General features: G+C 65.9%; 13 protein-coding genes and 2 pseudogenes. 8 read left to right on the top strand and 7 right to left on the bottom strand.

The window, feature by feature from the left end; all coding sequences use genetic code 11:
* Nucleotides 1-7: 7 nt before the first annotated feature.
* The gene (locus KDC96_RS13095; protein WP_249171797.1) at nucleotides 8-328 is read right to left on the bottom strand and encodes a S4 domain-containing protein; all 321 of its coding nucleotides are present in this window, start codon (nucleotides 326-328) and stop codon (nucleotides 8-10) included.
* On the bottom strand, nucleotides 300-2,864 hold the full coding sequence (locus KDC96_RS13100) for a helicase-related protein (RefSeq protein WP_212452695.1): 2,565 nt from the start codon (nucleotides 2,862-2,864) through the stop codon (nucleotides 300-302). Before KDC96_RS13100 ends, KDC96_RS13095 begins: the two co-directional genes overlap by 29 nt.
* Nucleotides 2,865-3,209: 345 nt before the next feature.
* Here KDC96_RS13100 and KDC96_RS13105 point away from each other — a divergent pair, with 345 nt between their 5' ends.
* The 5 genes from KDC96_RS13105 (at nucleotide 3,210) to KDC96_RS13125 (ending at nucleotide 7,540) form a co-directional block, all read left to right on the top strand.
* On the top strand, nucleotides 3,210-4,811 hold the full coding sequence (locus tag KDC96_RS13105; protein WP_249171798.1) for a M23 family metallopeptidase: 1,602 nt from the start codon (nucleotides 3,210-3,212) through the stop codon (nucleotides 4,809-4,811).
* Between the two features lie 56 nt (nucleotides 4,812-4,867).
* A complete protein-coding gene (gene hemB, locus KDC96_RS13110; RefSeq protein WP_212448848.1) occupies nucleotides 4,868-5,863 on the top strand; it encodes a porphobilinogen synthase in 996 nt (331 codons plus the stop codon).
* Between the two features lie 90 nt (nucleotides 5,864-5,953).
* Nucleotides 5,954-6,412 carry a GNAT family N-acetyltransferase gene (locus KDC96_RS13115; protein ID WP_371815490.1) on the top strand — a complete coding sequence of 153 codons (459 nt, stop codon included), beginning with the start codon at nucleotides 5,954-5,956 and terminating at the stop codon, nucleotides 6,410-6,412.
* Nucleotides 6,372-6,992 (top strand): GNAT family N-acetyltransferase, encoded by a 621-nt coding sequence (locus KDC96_RS13120; protein ID WP_249171799.1) that lies wholly within the window; start codon nucleotides 6,372-6,374, stop codon nucleotides 6,990-6,992. The genes KDC96_RS13115 and KDC96_RS13120 overlap by 41 nt, the downstream gene beginning before the upstream one ends.
* Nucleotides 6,974-7,540, top strand: a complete 567-nt coding sequence (locus KDC96_RS13125; protein ID WP_212448849.1) for a gamma carbonic anhydrase family protein — start codon at nucleotides 6,974-6,976, stop codon at nucleotides 7,538-7,540. Before KDC96_RS13120 ends, KDC96_RS13125 begins: the two co-directional genes overlap by 19 nt.
* 186 nt (nucleotides 7,541-7,726) lie before the next feature.
* On the opposite strand, the gene KDC96_RS13130 is transcribed toward KDC96_RS13125, so the two are convergent.
* The 5 genes and pseudogenes from KDC96_RS13130 to KDC96_RS13150 all read right to left on the bottom strand — a co-directional run bounded on the left by KDC96_RS13130 (nucleotide 7,727) and on the right by KDC96_RS13150 (nucleotide 13,839).
* Entirely contained in the window at nucleotides 7,727-8,242 is a 516-nt protein-coding gene (locus tag KDC96_RS13130) for a DUF1993 domain-containing protein (RefSeq protein ID WP_212448850.1), read from the bottom strand.
* A 180-nt stretch (nucleotides 8,243-8,422) separates the two neighbouring features.
* Nucleotides 8,423-10,015, bottom strand: a complete 1,593-nt coding sequence (locus KDC96_RS13135; protein ID WP_212448851.1) for a cisplatin damage response ATP-dependent DNA ligase — start codon at nucleotides 10,013-10,015, stop codon at nucleotides 8,423-8,425.
* Complete coding sequence (locus KDC96_RS13140; RefSeq protein ID WP_212448852.1) at nucleotides 10,012-11,043, bottom strand: ligase-associated DNA damage response exonuclease; 1,032 nt, start codon at nucleotides 11,041-11,043, stop codon at nucleotides 10,012-10,014. Before KDC96_RS13140 ends, KDC96_RS13135 begins: the two co-directional genes overlap by 4 nt.
* Before the next feature lie 67 nt (nucleotides 11,044-11,110).
* Nucleotides 11,111-13,515: pseudogene (gene clpA, locus KDC96_RS13145) on the bottom strand (ATP-dependent Clp protease ATP-binding subunit ClpA).
* Nucleotides 13,516-13,635: 120 nt separating this feature from the next.
* Complete coding sequence (locus tag KDC96_RS13150; RefSeq protein WP_212448853.1) at nucleotides 13,636-13,839, bottom strand: DUF1192 domain-containing protein; 204 nt, start codon at nucleotides 13,837-13,839, stop codon at nucleotides 13,636-13,638.
* A 167-nt stretch (nucleotides 13,840-14,006) separates the two neighbouring features.
* Between KDC96_RS13150 and KDC96_RS13155 the strand changes: the two are divergent.
* The 3 genes and pseudogenes from KDC96_RS13155 (at nucleotide 14,007) to KDC96_RS13165 (ending at nucleotide 16,491) form a co-directional block, all read left to right on the top strand.
* Nucleotides 14,007-14,992 (top strand): annotated as a pseudogene (locus KDC96_RS13155) (NAD(P)H-quinone oxidoreductase).
* Nucleotides 14,985-15,614 carry a glutathione S-transferase family protein gene (locus KDC96_RS13160; protein ID WP_212448854.1) on the top strand — a complete coding sequence of 210 codons (630 nt, stop codon included), beginning with the start codon at nucleotides 14,985-14,987 and terminating at the stop codon, nucleotides 15,612-15,614. The pseudogene KDC96_RS13155 and the gene KDC96_RS13160 overlap by 8 nt, the downstream one beginning before the upstream one ends.
* A gap of 145 nt (nucleotides 15,615-15,759) precedes the next feature.
* On the top strand, nucleotides 15,760-16,491 hold the full coding sequence (locus tag KDC96_RS13165) for a DUF1013 domain-containing protein (RefSeq protein WP_212452701.1): 732 nt from the start codon (nucleotides 15,760-15,762) through the stop codon (nucleotides 16,489-16,491).
* The last annotated feature ends 36 nt before the right edge of the window (nucleotides 16,492-16,527 follow it).

Below are 16,527 nucleotides of genomic sequence, written 5' to 3' on the forward strand. Positions count from 1 at the left end.
TGGCGATTTAGCCGGTGCGGTCAACCTCACGATAATGCGACTTGGCCAGCGCGGGCGAGGCACGCCGATCGGGCAGCGACACAACCTCGATAATGCGAATCTCGTTCCCGATCATCAGGGTCAGGACATCGCCGATACCGACATTCTCGCTGGGCCGCAGCACATGTTTTCTGTTGCAGCGTAAAGTGCGCGTCGCGATCATCGCCCGGGCTATCGAGCGGGTGCGGGCGAACCGCAGATAGACGAGCAGCCGGTCGATCCGGATCGCTGGCGGCCCGGGCACGCTCACGCGCTTGCGCTCATCCGCCCAGCAGGTCCGCCAGACCATCGAAGGCGCCGGTGCTGCGCGCCGGGCCGGTGTCGGGCCTCGGGCCGCGAGGCTTGTCGCCGTGCCTGCGGGGCGGTTTCGCGCCTTTGCCCTGCCCTTTGCCCTGACCCTTGCCTTGCGATCTGCCGGCCCGGCGATCGGGCTTGCCGACTCGATCGGGGCGTCTCGGCCGCCAGGTCCAGCTGTCGGGCGCGGGCGGGCCGTATGCGCCGTCGGGCAGGGCGCGCGCGCGCTGCAGGCGGAAGCCTGCGCTGCCGAGCAGCCGCCGCGCGTTCTCCTCCTCGAGCCCGATCGACACCGGCAGCGCCAGGTCGAGCCGGAAGCGCGGATGGCGGTCCTTTGTGGCACCAGTGGCCTTGGCTCTCGCCTCGAACCCGCCGCGCAGGATCTTCTCGGCCAGGTCGACGCGGATGATCTGGCTGCCGGCGGGCCGATATCCGGCGGGCAGGCGACTGCTTTCGGCAAGCACCGGCAGCATCGCCGGTTCGAGCGGGCGCGGGTCGAGCCCCAGCGCGTGCAGCAGCTGGCGCGGCGCGGGCTTGAGCAAGTCGCGCGCGAAGACGTCGAGCGCACCAAAGGTCACGCCGAGCTTGCGCAGGAACGGCCGCATTTCCTTGGGCAGGTGCTGGAGCCCGGCCTTTTCGCGGCTCACCACCCCGCGCGCATCGATCAGCGTGATCAGCAGCGCGCGCGCCTGCGATCCGGCCTCCGGATCGAGCGCCGCCGCAGCGAGCTTGCGCAAGGGCGCGAGTGGTTCGAGCTGCTGTTCCAGCCATGTCAGCAGACCGGCTTCGAGCTCCGCACGCGGCGCTTCGGCCAGCATGGAAATTTCGCGCGCGAGTTCCAGCCGCACCGTACCGAAATCGTCGGTCAGGACGATGTCCGCCAGCGGCTTGTTCTGCCAGCAGATTTTCCCCGATGCGATGGCGAGCTCTCCCAGCCCGTCGCCCATCAGCCATTTCGCGCGCTGCGCCAGGATCGCCGGCATTGCCTTCTCACCTGCCGCCAGCAGCATCTTGCGATCCGCGACGGTGGCATCGGGATCGACCGCGAAGCGGAACCCGTCGAGCCGACCGATCGCCTCCCCTTCGACCGTCACTTGGCCATCGGGCTCGAGCGTGACGGGCAGCGCGCTGGCATCTTGTCCCAGGGATTTCATCAGTATCGTCGTCCTTCGGTTGACAAAACGCTCGGTCAGTCGCGCATGCAGCGCATCGGAAAGCTTCGCTTCGACCGCGCGCGCCCGCGCCGCCATCTCGTCGCGCGCCAGCACCCAGTCGGGCCGCTGGCAGATATACGCCCAGGATCGGATCGCGGCTATCCTCCCCTGCAGCGTGTCGATATCGCCCTGCATCCGGTCGAGTTCGGCAATCCGTGCCGCGACGAAATCCGCGCCGAGATAGCCCTGCTGGAGGTCTTGCCACAACCGCGCGACGAACCGGGCATGCGGATCGACGCCGACCTGGCGGAAATCGGGCAGCGAACATGCCTCCCAAAAACGCCGCACCGATCCCGCGCCGCGCACGGTCCCGCCAATCGGATCGTTCGCCAGCCGCTTCAGCACGGCAAGGTCGATTGATTCCGGAGCAGGGCGAAGCACATCGTGCTGCGGCTTGCTTTCAAGATCGCCAATCAGGACGTCGAGCGTATCGAAGCGCGGCTCGGCCTCGCGCCAGAACAGGTGCGTGAGCGGAGCGAAATGGTGCTCCTCGATCGCGTAGACTTCCTCGTCGGTGAATTCGAGCGGAGCGCCCGAGCGATCGCCGCCGCCCGCGAGGGTGCCGAATGTGCCGTCGCGCTGGTGCCTCCCGGCGCGCCCGGCGATCTGCGCCATCTCTGCCGGGGTCAGCCGCCGTTTGCGCCGGCCGTCGAACTTGGTGAGCGCGGCGAAGGCGACATGGTCGAGATCGAGATTGAGCCCCATGCCGATTGCATCGGTGGCGACGATATAGTCGACTTCACCATTCTGGAACAATTCGACCTGCTTGTTGCGCGTTTCCGGTGAAAGCGCGCCCATCACCACCGCCGCGCCTCCGCGAAAGCGCCGCAAAGCCTCGGCCATGGCGTAGACCTGCTCGACCGAGAAGGCGACGACGGCACTGCGCGGCGGCAGGCGCGACAGCTTGGTCGATCCGGCATGCGTGAGCGTCGAGAAGCGCGGACGCTCGACCATTTCGGCGCGGGGGATCAGCGCCCTGACGATCGGTTCGAGCGTCGCCGAACCGAGGATCATGGTTTCCTCGCGCCCGCGCGCATGCAGCAGCCGGTCGGTAAAGATGTGCCCGCGTTCCGGATCCGCGCCGATCTGCGCCTCGTCGACCGCCACGAAGGCATGAGGCCCGCTCTTTCCGGCGCCCAGTCGATCCATCGCCTCGGCAGTGCAGCAGAAATAGCGCGCGTCGGGCGGTTCGATGCGCTCTTCGCCGGTAATCAACGCAACCGCCTTGTCGCCCTTGATCCCGCGCACCCGGTCGTAGACCTCGCGCGCCAGCAGTCGCAGCGGAAAGCCCATCATGCCGCTCGAATGCCCGCACATCCGCTCGATCGCGAGATGGGTCTTGCCGGTATTGGTCGGGCCCAGAACGGCTCGCACGGTGCTGTCGGAAGAAGCGGTGTTCACCGGCGCGCTTGTGTCAAACTTGCCCGACAGAGGCAATGGCGCGACCGGCACTGGACGCTTGCCGGACCGACGCAAAACACCCTATCGCGCGCTGGACTCGTCTGGTCGCTTGGTTAACGGCAAGTTTACCTTGATCGGGCAGAGCGGAAGGCCGAAAATAGCCGGACGAAGGACTTGTGCGCGCAGGGGCGGCACGTGCGGGGAAGCGGATTGGATAAAACAAGCGAAACGAAGCGGGACCAGGACGGCACGGACGATTCCGTGTCTTCCACCTCGCTCGCCCCCTATTTCCGCAATGCGGCACGGCATGCGCCGCCCACCAGGCCGCAGGTCTACAAGCGCCAGGCCCTCGCGCGGGTGCGCGGTTTCAGCGATCGCTACGACGAGTGGAAGCTTTCGGTCGGAACGTGGTTCGACCGGCTCGACCTCGCTCCCGACCTTGCCGAAAACATCGGCAGCCGCCGCTGGTTTCGCGGGCTCGGGACGATGCTGGGCCTCGGCGCAGCTGCGTTGGCGTTCTGGCCCAGCTGGACGCCGCTCGAAGCGCGCCCGGCCATGCCGCAGGGCGAGGAAATCCGCGACGAGTTTCGCAGCCAGATGATCATGCCGCTGGCGCTCGGCGCCGATAGCGGGCGGCGAATGGGTCCGACAGCGCAGGTCAAACCGCTCGCCAGCGCCCCCGAACGCCCGCAGATCGAGCTGGTCGCGACGCTTGCCGACGGCGACAGTTTCGCAGCCATGTTGCGCCGCGCCGGCGTGGCAGGCGGCGACATCGGCCGGGTCAGCGCGCTGATCGGCGAAGCGATGTCGCTGTCCGAAATCATGCCCGGCACGCAGATGGACATCACGCTCGGCCGGCGCCCCGGCCCAGGCGCGCCGCGCCCGCTCGATGCACTTGCGTTCCGAGCCCGGTTCGATCTTGAACTCCAGGTCAAGCGTCCCGGCGAAAATGGCGAAGGGCCGCTCACGCTCGAGCGCAAGGTCATTCGCGTCGACGACACCCCGTTGCGCCTGCGTGGCCCGGTCGGATCGAGCCTCTACCGCTCGATGCGCGCCGCCGGGGTTCCCGCCAGCGCGGTCCAGGATTACCTGCGCACGGTCGACGAACATCTCGATCTCGATCGCGAAGTGCGCTCGACCGACGAATTCGATATCGTCATCGCCTATCGCCGCGCGGCCACCGGGGAACGCCAGGCCGGGCAGCTGCTGTTTGCCGGGATCGACCGGGGGGGCAAGCCGCGGACCCAGCTGATGCGCTGGGGCAGCGAGGGCCGCTTTTTCGAAGCTTCCGGCGTGGGCGAGCAGCGCCGCGGCCTGCTGGCTCCGGTACCCGGCGCGATATCGTCGCGCTACGGCATGCGGCGCCACCCGATCCTGGGCTACCGCAGGATGCACGCTGGGCTCGATTTCCGCGCCGGGCGCGGCACCCCGATCGTGGCGGTGACCGACGGTCAGGTCGTATCGGCCGGTCGCGCGGGCGGCTGCGGAATCGCGGTCAAACTCTCGCACGGCAACGGGCTTCAGACCCGCTATTGCCACATGAGCCGGATGGCAGTGAGCAGCGGGCAGAGCGTGCGGCGCGGCCAGGTGATCGGCTATGTCGGATCGACCGGGCTTTCGACCGGGCCGCACCTGCACTACGAAATGTATCGCAACGGGCAATCGGTCAATCCGGCCAGCGTTTCGTTCGTCACCCGCTCCCAGCTCGAAGGCACCGAACTGCTCGATTTCCGCCAGCAATTGATTCGGCTGCGCGAGATCGAACCGGGCGCGGCGCTCGAGGATCTCGAGGTGTTGCAATCCGAGAAAGATGAGCCGGAGCGCGAGATCGAGAAGATCGACAGCCGTCAGGCGCTCCGCTGACGCCCGGTCACAGGTGCGATTGCGCGACCTTTGAAATTGCGGCAACACACCGCGCCATGACTGGCAGCTATCCCAACACCCGCCTGCGCCGCACCCGCGCACACGGCTGGAGCCGCGCGCTCCACCGCGAAACTGTGTTGACTCCTGCGGACCTGATCTGGCCGTTGTTCGTCACCGAGGGTGACGGCGTGGAAGAGCCGATCGCCACCCTGCCGGGCGTCTCGCGCTGGTCGGTCGACGGGATCGTGGCGCGGGCAAGGGAAGCGGTGGATCTCGGCATTCCGGTCGTGGCGCTGTTCCCCAACACGCCCGCAGGCCGGCGCTCCGACGACGGCGCCGAGGCGCACAATCCCGACAATCTTATGTGCCGCGCGATTCGGGCGATCAAGGACGCCTGCGGCAACGATATCGGCGTGCTGACCGATGTCGCGCTCGATCCCTACACCAGCCACGGGCAGGACGGGCTGCTCGATGCCAGTGGCTACGTCACCAACGACGAAACCGTCGCGGCATTGGTCGACCAGGCGATCAACCAGGCCGAGGCCGGGGCCGACATCATCGCCCCGTCGGACATGATGGACGGCCGCATCCACGCGATCCGGATGGCGCTGGAGATGGGCAATCACCCCAACGTCCAGATCATGAGCTATGCCGCGAAGTATGCGAGCGCGTTCTACGGACCGTTTCGCGATGCCGTGGGCTCGGGCGGGCTGCTGAAGGGCGACAAGAAGACCTACCAGATGGACCCGGCCAACGGCGACGAGGCCCTGCGCGAAGTCGAACTCGACATTGCGGAAGGAGCCGACAGCGTCATGGTCAAGCCCGGGCTCGCATATCTCGACATCATCTACCGGGTGAAGCAGGCGTTCGGCGTCCCCGTCTTCGCGTACCAGGTGAGCGGCGAATACGCGATGATCGAGGCCGCGCAGGCAGCCGGCGCGGGCGACCGCGATGCGTTGCTGATGGAAAAGCTGATCGCGTTCAAGCGCGCCGGGTGCAACGGCGTGCTGACCTATCACGCGCCGGTTGCCGCGCGCCTGCTCGATGGCTGACTTCCGGACGGAAACCGAACGACTGATCCTGCGCGACTGGCGCGAGGCGGATTGGGCGCCGTTCTGGGGGGCACCAACACGCCCACTGTCATGCGGTGGCTTGGCGGAGTGATGGACGACGAGGCCATGGCGAAAAGCCGCATCCGCATGGAGGGCTATCGCGCGCAGTTTGGCCACACGTTCTGGGTGGTCGAGCGCAAAGCCGACGGCGCGGTGCTGGGCTTTTGCGGGCTCAAGCGCTGCACCGAGGAAGCCGGCCCGCTGGGCATGATGGAAGCGGGCTGGCGGCTGCGCGAAGATGCATGGGGCAAGGGCTATGCAAAGGAAGCCGCCGAAGCGACCCTCGACCTGGGTTTCACGCGCTTCGATGCCGACGAGATCATTGCCCTGACGGTCGAGAAGAACACCGCGAGCTGGGGGCTGATGCTGCGGCTGGGCATGGAGCGCCGCCGCGACCTCGATTTCGGCCAGACGCACTGGTCCGGCACCGAGCGCGACACCATCGTGCATGCGATCACCCGCCGGCAATGGCAGGCGCGGCATGGGTGATCTCGTGCTCGAAACCGAGCGGCTCGTGTTGCGAAAGATCGACGAAGACGATGCCGCGTTGCAATTCAGGATACTCAACACGCCAGCGGTCATGCGCCACCTTGGCGGAGTGAAGGAATTGCACGAGATCGAGGCCAAGCACGCCCGGGCGATGGCCAGCTTTGCGCGCGAGGGCTTCGGTTTCATGATGATGATCGAGAAAGCCCATAACGGTCTTCCCGGCGGCGAGCTGGTCGGTCATTGCGGGATCAAGCGGGTCGACAATCCGCTCGCCCCCAATGGCGGCGATCACGAGATCGGCTGGCTGGTGCGCGAGGACCGCTGGCGACGCGGCTACGCTTTCGAGGCGATGGAAGCGGTGATCGAGTGGGGCTTCGGCCGGGTCGGAGCGCCGCACCTGGTGGCGCTCACCTGCGAGACCAACACCGGAAGCTGGCGGTTGATGGAAAAGCTCGGCATGGTCCGCCGGAAGGATCTCGACTTCGTCGATCCGGCTTTTCCGGACAAGGACAATCCGACCATCCAGTATTCGATCACCAAGGCTCAATGGGAGGAGCGCACATGTACCGCCCCGGCGTGAACATTATCCCGATCCACGGCAAAACCCCGCGCATCCACGACACCGCCTTCGTCGCGCCCGGCTGCACGATCATCGGCGATGTCGAGATCGGGGCGGGCAGCTCGATCTGGTACAATTGCGTGCTGCGCGCCGACGTGTCCTCGATCACGATCGGGGAGCGCACCAATGTCCAGGATGGCAGCGTGCTGCATTGCGATCCGCCGCGTCCGGGTGATCCCGACGGGTCGCCGCTGGTGATCGGCGACGACGTGCTGATCGGCCACATGGCGATGGTGCATGGCTGCACGATCCGCGATCGCGGGTTCGTCGGTCTGGGCGCGATCGCGATGAACAAGTCGGTAATCGGTTCGGACGCGATGCTGGCGGCGGGCGCGATGCTGACCGAAGGCAAGGTGATGGAAGACCGCATGCTATGGGCCGGTCGACCCGCCAAACCGATGAAGGAACTGTCCGATGCGGCGATCGCGGGAATGCGGATGGGGGTCGCGCATTATGCGGAGAACGCCAGGCATCACGCGCTCGCCGTGTTCGAATGCGGGTTGAAGTGAGCGCCGCGCAAAGTTGACACACCTGACACTGTGTCAGGCACGATTGCGCGCGCATATTCCTTTTCCGCTAATGGTTTGAGCCGAAAAAGCGAAGTTGACACTTCTCCAACCCGAAACACGGTCGGGGATGCGATTTTCAAAGAGCCGCGCGGATTATGGCGCGCGGCCGGCGTGTAGGAAAGCGCGTCAGGCGGTCGCGGGCTGGCGCATGTAGCGCAGCATGTAGGGCACGAAGTCGATCTTGCCGATTGCCAGCCCTTCCTTTCGCAGGATCGCATAGGCGGTGGTGAGGTGGAAATAGAACTGCGCCAGCGCCCAGTCGCGGACGTATTCCTGCGCATTGAGATCAAACGTCATGCCATTGGGCAGGACCAGTTCGATCGCGGCGTCGTCCGCGACAAAATCGAGCTTGCTCCACTCCTCGATGGCCTTTCGCCTCGTCGCGATCCATTCGCGCGCTTCGGCGAGAGTGCCGGGGTTCTCTTCGGTCGAAGTGAACGCGATGCCGGCCAGCCGCGCGACCGCTTCGCCGGGCATGTTGCAGAGAAACCGGACCTGAACCGAAAGATCATGCATGTCTTCGGCCAGCTTCGCGCCCAGCAGCGCATCCCCCTGCGGGTCGGCTTCTGCTTTCGCCAGCAGCCCGTCGAGCGCAGCCAGCATCTGGCTCCAGACCGGTACGATTTGTTCCTTGATCGACATCGCGATTCTCCCGTTTCAAATTGAAACCTAAAGGAGTGGAGAGAAAAGGCAAGCGCGACTATGCACTCGTCATGGCGAGCCGCAGGCGAAGCAATCCATCACCCAACCTTTCGCCGACTTGACGCGCTGGTCGATGGATTGCCGCGTCGCCTCTTCGAGGCTCCTCGCAATGACGAATCTCTAATCCCGCACCAGCGCCCGCAGACTCTCGATCCGGTCGGCTTCGTGCACCGGCTTGTCCCAGCGGATGCGGTGGATGCGGGGGAAGCGCATGGCGAGGCCCGACTTGTGCCGTTTCGACGAATGGACGCTGTCGAACGCGACTTCGAACACGAGGCTACGCTCGACTTCGCGCACCGGGCCGAAGCGGTTGAGCGTCGTCTGCCGCACCAGCCGGTCGAGCTTTTTGAGTTCCGCGTCGGTGAAGCCCGAATAGGCCTTGCCCACCGGCAGCAGTTCCGCGCCCGCATCCGGGTCGCCGTCCCAGCAGCCGAAAGTGTAGTCGGAATAGAAGCTCGAGCGTTTGCCGCTGCCGCGCTGCGCATACATCAGCACCGCGTCGATCAGCAGCGGATCGCGCTTCCACTTGTACCACAGCCCGACCTTGCGCCCGGCGATATACGCACTGTCGCGGCGCTTGAGCATCAGCCCTTCGATCGCATCGTCGCGCGCGCCTTCGCGAATCTCGGCGAGGTGGTCGAAATCGCGCGCTTCGACGATGCTGGAGATATCGAATTGGCTGTCCGGCAAGCGCGGCATCAGCGTTTCGAGCGCGTCGCGGCGGAGGGTCCATGCGCGCTCGCGCAGGTCCTCGCCTTCGACGATGAGCGCGTCGTAGAGCCGTACGAAAGCCGGGAACTCGGCCAGCATTTTCTTGCTCACCGTCTTGCGCCCGAGCCTTTGCTGGAGCGCATTGAAACTCGCCGCGCCGCCTGCCTCTCCGCCCTGCGCCGAGCCGCGCACCAGCAACTCGCCATCGAGCACCGCATCGAGCGGCAGCACGTCGAGCAATTCCGGGAATGTCGCCGAGATATCGTCGCCCGATCGCGAATAGAGCCGTGTCTCTCCGCCCACGCGCACCAGCTGTACGCGGATGCCGTCCCACTTCCATTCGGCGGCATAGTCGGCGAGGTCGACCACCGTATCCTCGAGCGGATGCGCCAGCATGAACGGGCGAAAGCGCGGCATGTTGGCGACATCGGGCGGATCGCCGCCTTCGGCGGCCCAGTGAAACAGATCGGCATAGGGCGGGGAGAGCGCGTGCCAGTATTCCTCGACCTCCTCGACCGGAACCTCGAAGGCCAGCGCGAAGGCGGTCTTGGCGAGCCGCGCCGAAACGCCGATCCGCATGCCGCCGGTCGCCAGCTTGATCAGCGCGAACCGGCCGTTGGCGTCGAGCCGGTCGAGCAGCTTGGGCAGCTCGTTCGGCGCGGTGGCGCGGGTGAGGCCGGACAGCAGTTCGACCACCTGCGAAACGCTCGGTGGATCGTCGTCGACCTCACCTCCGGGCCACAACAGGCTCGCGGTCTCGGCCGTGTCGCCGACGAAATCGCGGCTCAGCGTCCACAGTACCGGATCGACCCGCTCCTTCATCAGGTTGCGGATCGTCGAGCTTTTCACCGCCGGAAAATCGAGCTCTCCGGTCAGCGCCGCCAGCGCCCAGCCGCGATCGGGATCGGGCGTTTCGCGCAAATACTCGGCGATAAGCGCAAGCTTGCGGTTGCGGCTGGTGGTGTAGACGAGGGTGTCGAGCAGGGCAGAGAAGCGTTTCACTCGTCTTCATCCTCACGACCCACCAATGCCAGCGCGCGCGCTTTGCGCTGGCCGAGTTCGCACCAGCGCAGCAGCGCTTCCTCGCGGCCGTGAGTGATCCACGTTTCCGCCGGGTCGACCTCGTCGATCGTGCGGGTCAGCTCGTTCCAGTCGGCGTGGTCGGAGATTACCAGCGGCAGTTGCACGTTGCGCTGGCGGGCGCGCTGGCGCACCCGCATCCAGCCGCTCGCCATCGCGGTGATCGGATCGGGCAGGCGGCGCGACCAGCGATCGTTGAGCGCGCTGGGCGGGCAGACGACGATGTGACCGCGCATGTCGTCCTTGTCGTGATCGCTGACCAGCCGCAGTTCGCCCAGGTCGACGCCGTGCTCTTCGTAGAGCCGGCACATCTTCTCCATCGCACCATGGAGGTAGATCTGCTCGACGTGACCCGCCGCGCGCAGTTCGGCGATCACCCGCTGCGCCTTGCCGAGCGCGTAGGCGCCGACGGCGACACACTGGTCCGGGTGATTGTTTAGAGCCGTCAGCAGCTTGCCGATCTCGTCCGCGATTGGCGGGTGCGTGAACAGCGGCAGGCCGAAGGTGGCCTCGGTGATGAAGATGTCGCACGGTGTCACTTCGAACGGCGCACAGGTGGGATCGGGCCGGCGCTTGTAATCGCCGGTGATGACCACGCGCTCGCCTGCATGTTCGAGCAGAATCTGCGCCGAGCCGAGCACATGGCCGGCGGGGATGTAGGTCGCCTCGACCCCGCCCGCGAGCCTGATCGTCTCGCCATATTCAACCGGCACGGCCCTGTGCGGGATTGCGCCCGCGTCGTCCTCGGCCCCGGTACGATAGCGCAGTTCCATGATCGCCAGCGTCTCGGGCGTGGCGATGGTCTCGCCATGCCCGCCGCGCGCATGATCGGCGTGGCCGTGGGTCACGAGCGCGCGCTCGACCGCGCGTCCGGGATCGACCCAGCAATCGGCGGGGACGATGTGCACGCCCCACGGTTCGGGCCGGATCCAGGAAAAGGGTGCGGTCATACAGGATCAACGAAAAGGGCGCGGGTGAGTTTCCTCAACCGCGCCCCCCTTTCGATTTCGCAGCGGTTCAGCTGTCCTTGTCGCTGTCCGAAGCTTCCGGCTTGGCATCGCCCTTTTGACCGGCATTCTTGGCCGGCGACGCCTTCTTCGCGGCGGGCTTCTTCTTCGCCGGAGCCTTGCGCTTGGGTTTCGCTTTCGGCGGGGCCGGAGTCAGCTCGAACGCGGGCTTGCCGTCCTTGATGCTGACATGCACCTCGCCGCCATCGGACAGCTTGCCGAACAGCAGCTCTTCGGCGAGCGGCTGCTTGATCCGCTCCTGGATCAGGCGGCTCATCGGGCGCGCGCCGTAGAGCTTGTCGTAGCCCTTGTCGGCCAGCCAGCTCCGCGCGTCGCTGTCGAACTGGATGTGGACGTTCTGTTCGGCCAGCTGCAGTTCGAGCTCGAGGATGAACTTGTCGACCACGCGGGCAACGGTGCTCTTGCCGAGATAGGCGAACGGCACGATCGCATCGAGGCGGTTGCGGAATTCCGGGGTGAACATCTTGTTCACCGCTTCGGTCCCGGCGTCTTCCTTGGACACGTCGCCAAACCCGATGCCGCTGCGCGCCATGTCGGACGCGCCGGCATTGGTCGTCATGATCAGCACGACGTTGCGGAAATCGACCGTCTTGCCGTGATGATCGGTCAGGCGGCCGTTATCCATCACCTGCAGCAGGATGTTGAACAGGTCCGGGTGCGCCTTCTCGATCTCGTCGAGCAGCAGCACGCAGTGCGGGTTCTGGTCGATCGCATCGGTGAGCAGGCCGCCCTGGTCGTATCCGACATAGCCCGGAGGCGCGCCGATCAGGCGGCTGACCGAATGGCGCTCCATATATTCGGACATGTCGAACCGCTTGAGATCGATCCCCATGATGCTGGCAAGCTGGCGCGCGACCTCGGTCTTGCCCACGCCGGTCGGGCCGGAGAACAGGAACGAGCCGATCGGTTTGTCCGGATCGCGCAAGCCCGCGCGGCTCAGCTTCATCGCGGTTGACAGACGGTGGATCGCCTCGTCCTGCCCGAACACGACATGCTTGAGATCGCGTTCGAGATTTTCGAGCGCCTTCTTGTCGTCCTTGCTGACCGATTTCGGCGGAATCCGCGCCATCGTCGCGATCACCTGCTCGATCTCCTTGGCGGTGATCTTCTTCTTGCGACGGCTCGGCGGCACCAGCATCTGCATCGCGCCGACCTCGTCGATCACGTCGATCGCCTTGTCGGGCAGCTTGCGGTCGTTGATGTAGCGCGCCGACAGCTCGACCGCGGTCTTGATCGCGTCGGGCGTGTACTTGACGTTGTGATGCTCCTCGAAGGCGCTGCGCAGGCCCCTGAGAATCTTCACCGTATCCTCGATCGTCGGTTCGTTGACGTCGATCTTCTGGAACCGCCGCAGCAGCGCGCGGTCCTTTTCGAAATGGTTGCGGAATTCCTTGTAGGTGGTCGAGCCGATGCAGCGGATCGTCCCGCCCGACAGCGCCGGCTTGAGCAGGTTGGAGGCGTCCATCGCCCCGCCGCTGGTCGCGCCCGCGCCGATCACCGTGTGGATCTCGTCGATGAACAGGATCGCATCGGGCATGCCCTCGAGCTCGGAAACGACCTGTTTCAGCCGCTCTTCGAAATCGCCGCGATAGCGCGTACCCGCCAGCAGCGCGCCCATGTCGAGCGAGTAGATCACCGCGTCCTTGAGCACGTCGGGTACGTCGCCTTCGACGATCTTGCGCGCGAGCCCTTCGGCGATCGCGGTCTTGCCGACGCCGGGATCGCCGACATAGAGCGGGTTGTTCTTCGAGCGGCGGCACAGGATCTGGACCGTGCGATCGACTTCGGGCCCGCGACCGATCAGCGGATCGATCCGCCCGCTTTCCGCCTTGGCATTGAGGTTGACGGTGAATTGATCGAGCGCGGTTTCCTTCTTGTTGCCGCCCTCCTTGGTCTGTTCGGGGCCTCTCCGCTTTCGTCGTTGCCCTGCGGCGCTTTCGATTCGAGCTGTCGCCCGCCCTTGCCGATGCCGTGGCTGATATAGCTCACCGCGTCGAGGCGGCTCATGTCCTGCTGTTGCAGGAAATAGACCGCGTACGAATCGCGTTCGGAAAACAGCGCGACCAGCACGTTCGCGCCGGTCACCGTGTCCTTGCCGGAAGATTGCACGTGCAGGATGGCGCGCTGGATCACCCGCTGGAACCCGGCGGTGGGCTGGGGATCGGCGTCGTCCTCGGTCTTGAGACTCTGATACTCCTGATCGAGATATTGCTTCACCACCTCGCCCAGCTCGGCCAGGTCGACCCCGCACGCCGCCATCACCTGCGCGGCGTCTTCGTCATCGATCAGCGCAAGCAGCAGGTGCTCGAGCGTTGCATACTCGTGCCGACGTTCGGACGCGTTGCCGAGCGCATTGTGGAGGGTTCGTTCGAGGTTCTGGGCGAAGCTAGGCATGAAGCGATCTCTGGGAGGGGGCGAAGGGGGCTCGGAAAAACCGAGCGCGCGAGGGGGTACAGCGGCTATATGGGTCGCAGCCGAAAGATTGCGAATCCGGATTGAGGAAATGCCGTGACGTCACCTCGCGGATTTCCCGAACAGCGCGTCGGCAGCGGCGCGGTGCGCGGATGCCTTGTCGCGATGCGCTTTCACTCGGGCAATCTCGGCTTCGAGCAATGCGACGCGCTCGTCGAGCTCGTCCCGCGAATAGGGCGAAAGGTCCTCCCTCGCGAGCCGGCTCGCTGCGTCGCCCTTGGGCCGGGGAAGGTCGTGCTCTTCCATCGCTGCGACATTCGCAAGGCGACCGGGTTGCTGTCAATCCACGACAACGGTATTTGCGCCATCTGGATGCGGGGGGTTGCCGATGCGCGACACCCGGATCGCAACGCGGCGAGAACGGGGCGGACATGGTAGAACAGGCAATGGCCGAGCGGGTAATTCCCGCGACGATGGATGCGATCGGCTTCGACGATCCCGGCGCACCGGAGGTTCTCGCGCTGGAACAGGCCGATGTTCCACCGCCCGGCGCGCAGGATGTCCTGATCAAGGTCGCCTATGCCGGGGTCAATCGCCCCGACTGCCTCCAGCGCGCCGGGGCCTACCCGCCGCCGCCGGGCGCCTCGCCGATCCTCGGGCTCGAAGTCGCGGGCGAGGTCGTCGCCGTCGGCAGCGCAGTGCCGGGCGAGCTGCTCGGCAGCCGGGTCGCGGCGCTGACCCCGGGCGGGGGCTACGCGCAATTCTGCGCCGCGCCGTGGCAACACTGCCTGCCGGTGCCCGACAGCATGCGGCTCGACCATGCGGCGGCGCTGCCCGAAACGCTGTTCACGGTGTGGCACAACGTGTTCGAGCGCGGGATGGCCGCGAAGGCGAGCGGTTGCTGGTCCATGGCGGCACCAGCGGAATCGGAACGATGGCGATCATGCTTGCCAAGGCATTCGACATCGAGGTGATCGTGACCTGCGGCGACGACGCGAAATGCGCCGCCGCGCGCAAGATCGGAGCCGATCTGGCGATCAATTACAACAGCGCGGATTTCGTCGGGGCCGTAAAGGGGCGCACCGGCGGCAGGGGCGTCGATGTGGTGCTCGATATGGTCTCGGGCGATTACGTACCGCGCAACCTGCAATGTCTCGCCGAAGACGGACGGCACGTCACCATTGCGGTGCTGGGCGGGGCCAAGGCGGAGCTGTTCATGCCGATGGTCATGATGCGGCGGCTGACCCTGACCGGATCGACCCTGCGCCCGCGATCGGATGCGTTCAAGGCCGCACTGGCAGACGAGATCGCGGCCAATGCCTGGCCGCTGTTCACCGACGGAGAGCTCGCGCCGATCATGGACCGGACCTTCCCTCTTGATCAGGCCGCCGCCGCCCACGCGCGGATGGAAGCGGGCGAACATATTGGCAAGATCGTGCTGGAGGTGTTCGGTGGCTGACGAACTGACCCTTCACGAGGACCCGCGCAGCGGCAATTGCTACAAGATCAAGCTGACCGCGGCGCTGCTCGGCCTGCCGCTGGCAACCCGGCAGTACGACATCATGCAGGGCGAAACGCGCACGCCCGAATTCCTCGCCCGCGTAAACCCCAACGGCCGCATCCCGGTGTTGCAGATCGGCGAGGGAGAACAAGCGCGGTTTCTCCCCGAAAGCAACGCCGCGTGCTGGTATCTCGGGGCGGGGACCGATCTGGTGCCGCAGGATCGCTTTGGTCAGGCCGACATGTTGCGCTGGATGTTCTTCGAACAGTACAGTCACGAACCCAATGTCGCGACGCTGCGCTTCTGGCTGCGGTTCGTGGGGGAGGCCAACCTTTCGAACGAGCAGCGCGCGCAGATCATGGCCAAACGGGTGGCGGGCTGCGCTGCGCTCGAGCTGATGGACGGGCACCTGGCGGGCCGCGAATTCCTCTGCGGCGAGCGGGTGACGCTCGCCGACATCGCGCTGTTTCCCTACACCCATGTCGCCGAGGAAGGCGGTTTCGGGCTCGACGATTACGCGAACATCCGGGGCTGGATCGCGCGGATCGGGAAGCTGCCCGGGTTTACCCCGATGGAATGACGGGCGCGCGCGGACGGCTTTCGCTTGCCCCTCGGGCGTTCATCGCCTATCTGGATCGGTGCAACGGCCGCTCCGCAAGGGGCGGCCCTTCTATTTTGAACGGAGATTACCCTTGGCCCAGTCCAAGACACAGCCCACCCCGCTGATGCCGCATGCGACCGCCACTTGGCTGGTCGATCACACCGGTCTGTCGTTCGAGCAGATCGCCGAATTCTGCGGGCTTCACATCCTCGAAGTGCAGGCCATGGCCGATGATCTGGCGGGCAGCAAATACACCGGTCGCGATCCGGTTCATGCCGGCGAGCTGACGCTCGGGGAGATCAAGACCGGCGAAGAAAACCCCGAATACAGCCTCAAGATGCACAAGGCACCGGTCGAGGTCACCCGCACCAAGGGCCCGCGCTACACTCCGGTGTCGAAGCGTCAGGACAAGCCCGATGGCATTGCCTGGATCCTGCGCAATCATCCCGAAGTGTCGGACGCGCAGATTTCCAAGCTGATCGGCACCACCCGCAACACGATCGGCGCGATCCGCGAGCGTACGCACTGGAACATCCAGAACATCCAGCCCAAGGATCCGGTGACGCTGGGCCTGTGCTCGCAGCGCGAGCTTGATGCAGTCGTCGCCAAGGCGGCCAAGCGTGCAGGGATCACCGAAGAGGCCGAAGCCCCGGTCGACGGCGATACGCGTTCGGACAAGGACAAGCTGATCGAGGAATTGCGCGCCGAGCGCGAGGCCAACGTCAAGGCGGCGGCCGAAGCGGCACAGGAAGCCGAAGCGGAAGCGTGGCTGGCGGCGAAGCGCGCTGCCGAGGAACAGGGCGGCGAAGAACAAGGCGGCGAAGAACAGCCGACCGAGGAACCGCCCACCGAATAGGGCGAGCTGCGCCGACGCGTGTGGTGCGTTTGCATC

The organism is Erythrobacter sp. JK5, assembly GCF_018205975.1.
In the GTDB taxonomy this organism is placed as follows: domain Bacteria; phylum Pseudomonadota; class Alphaproteobacteria; order Sphingomonadales; family Sphingomonadaceae; genus Erythrobacter.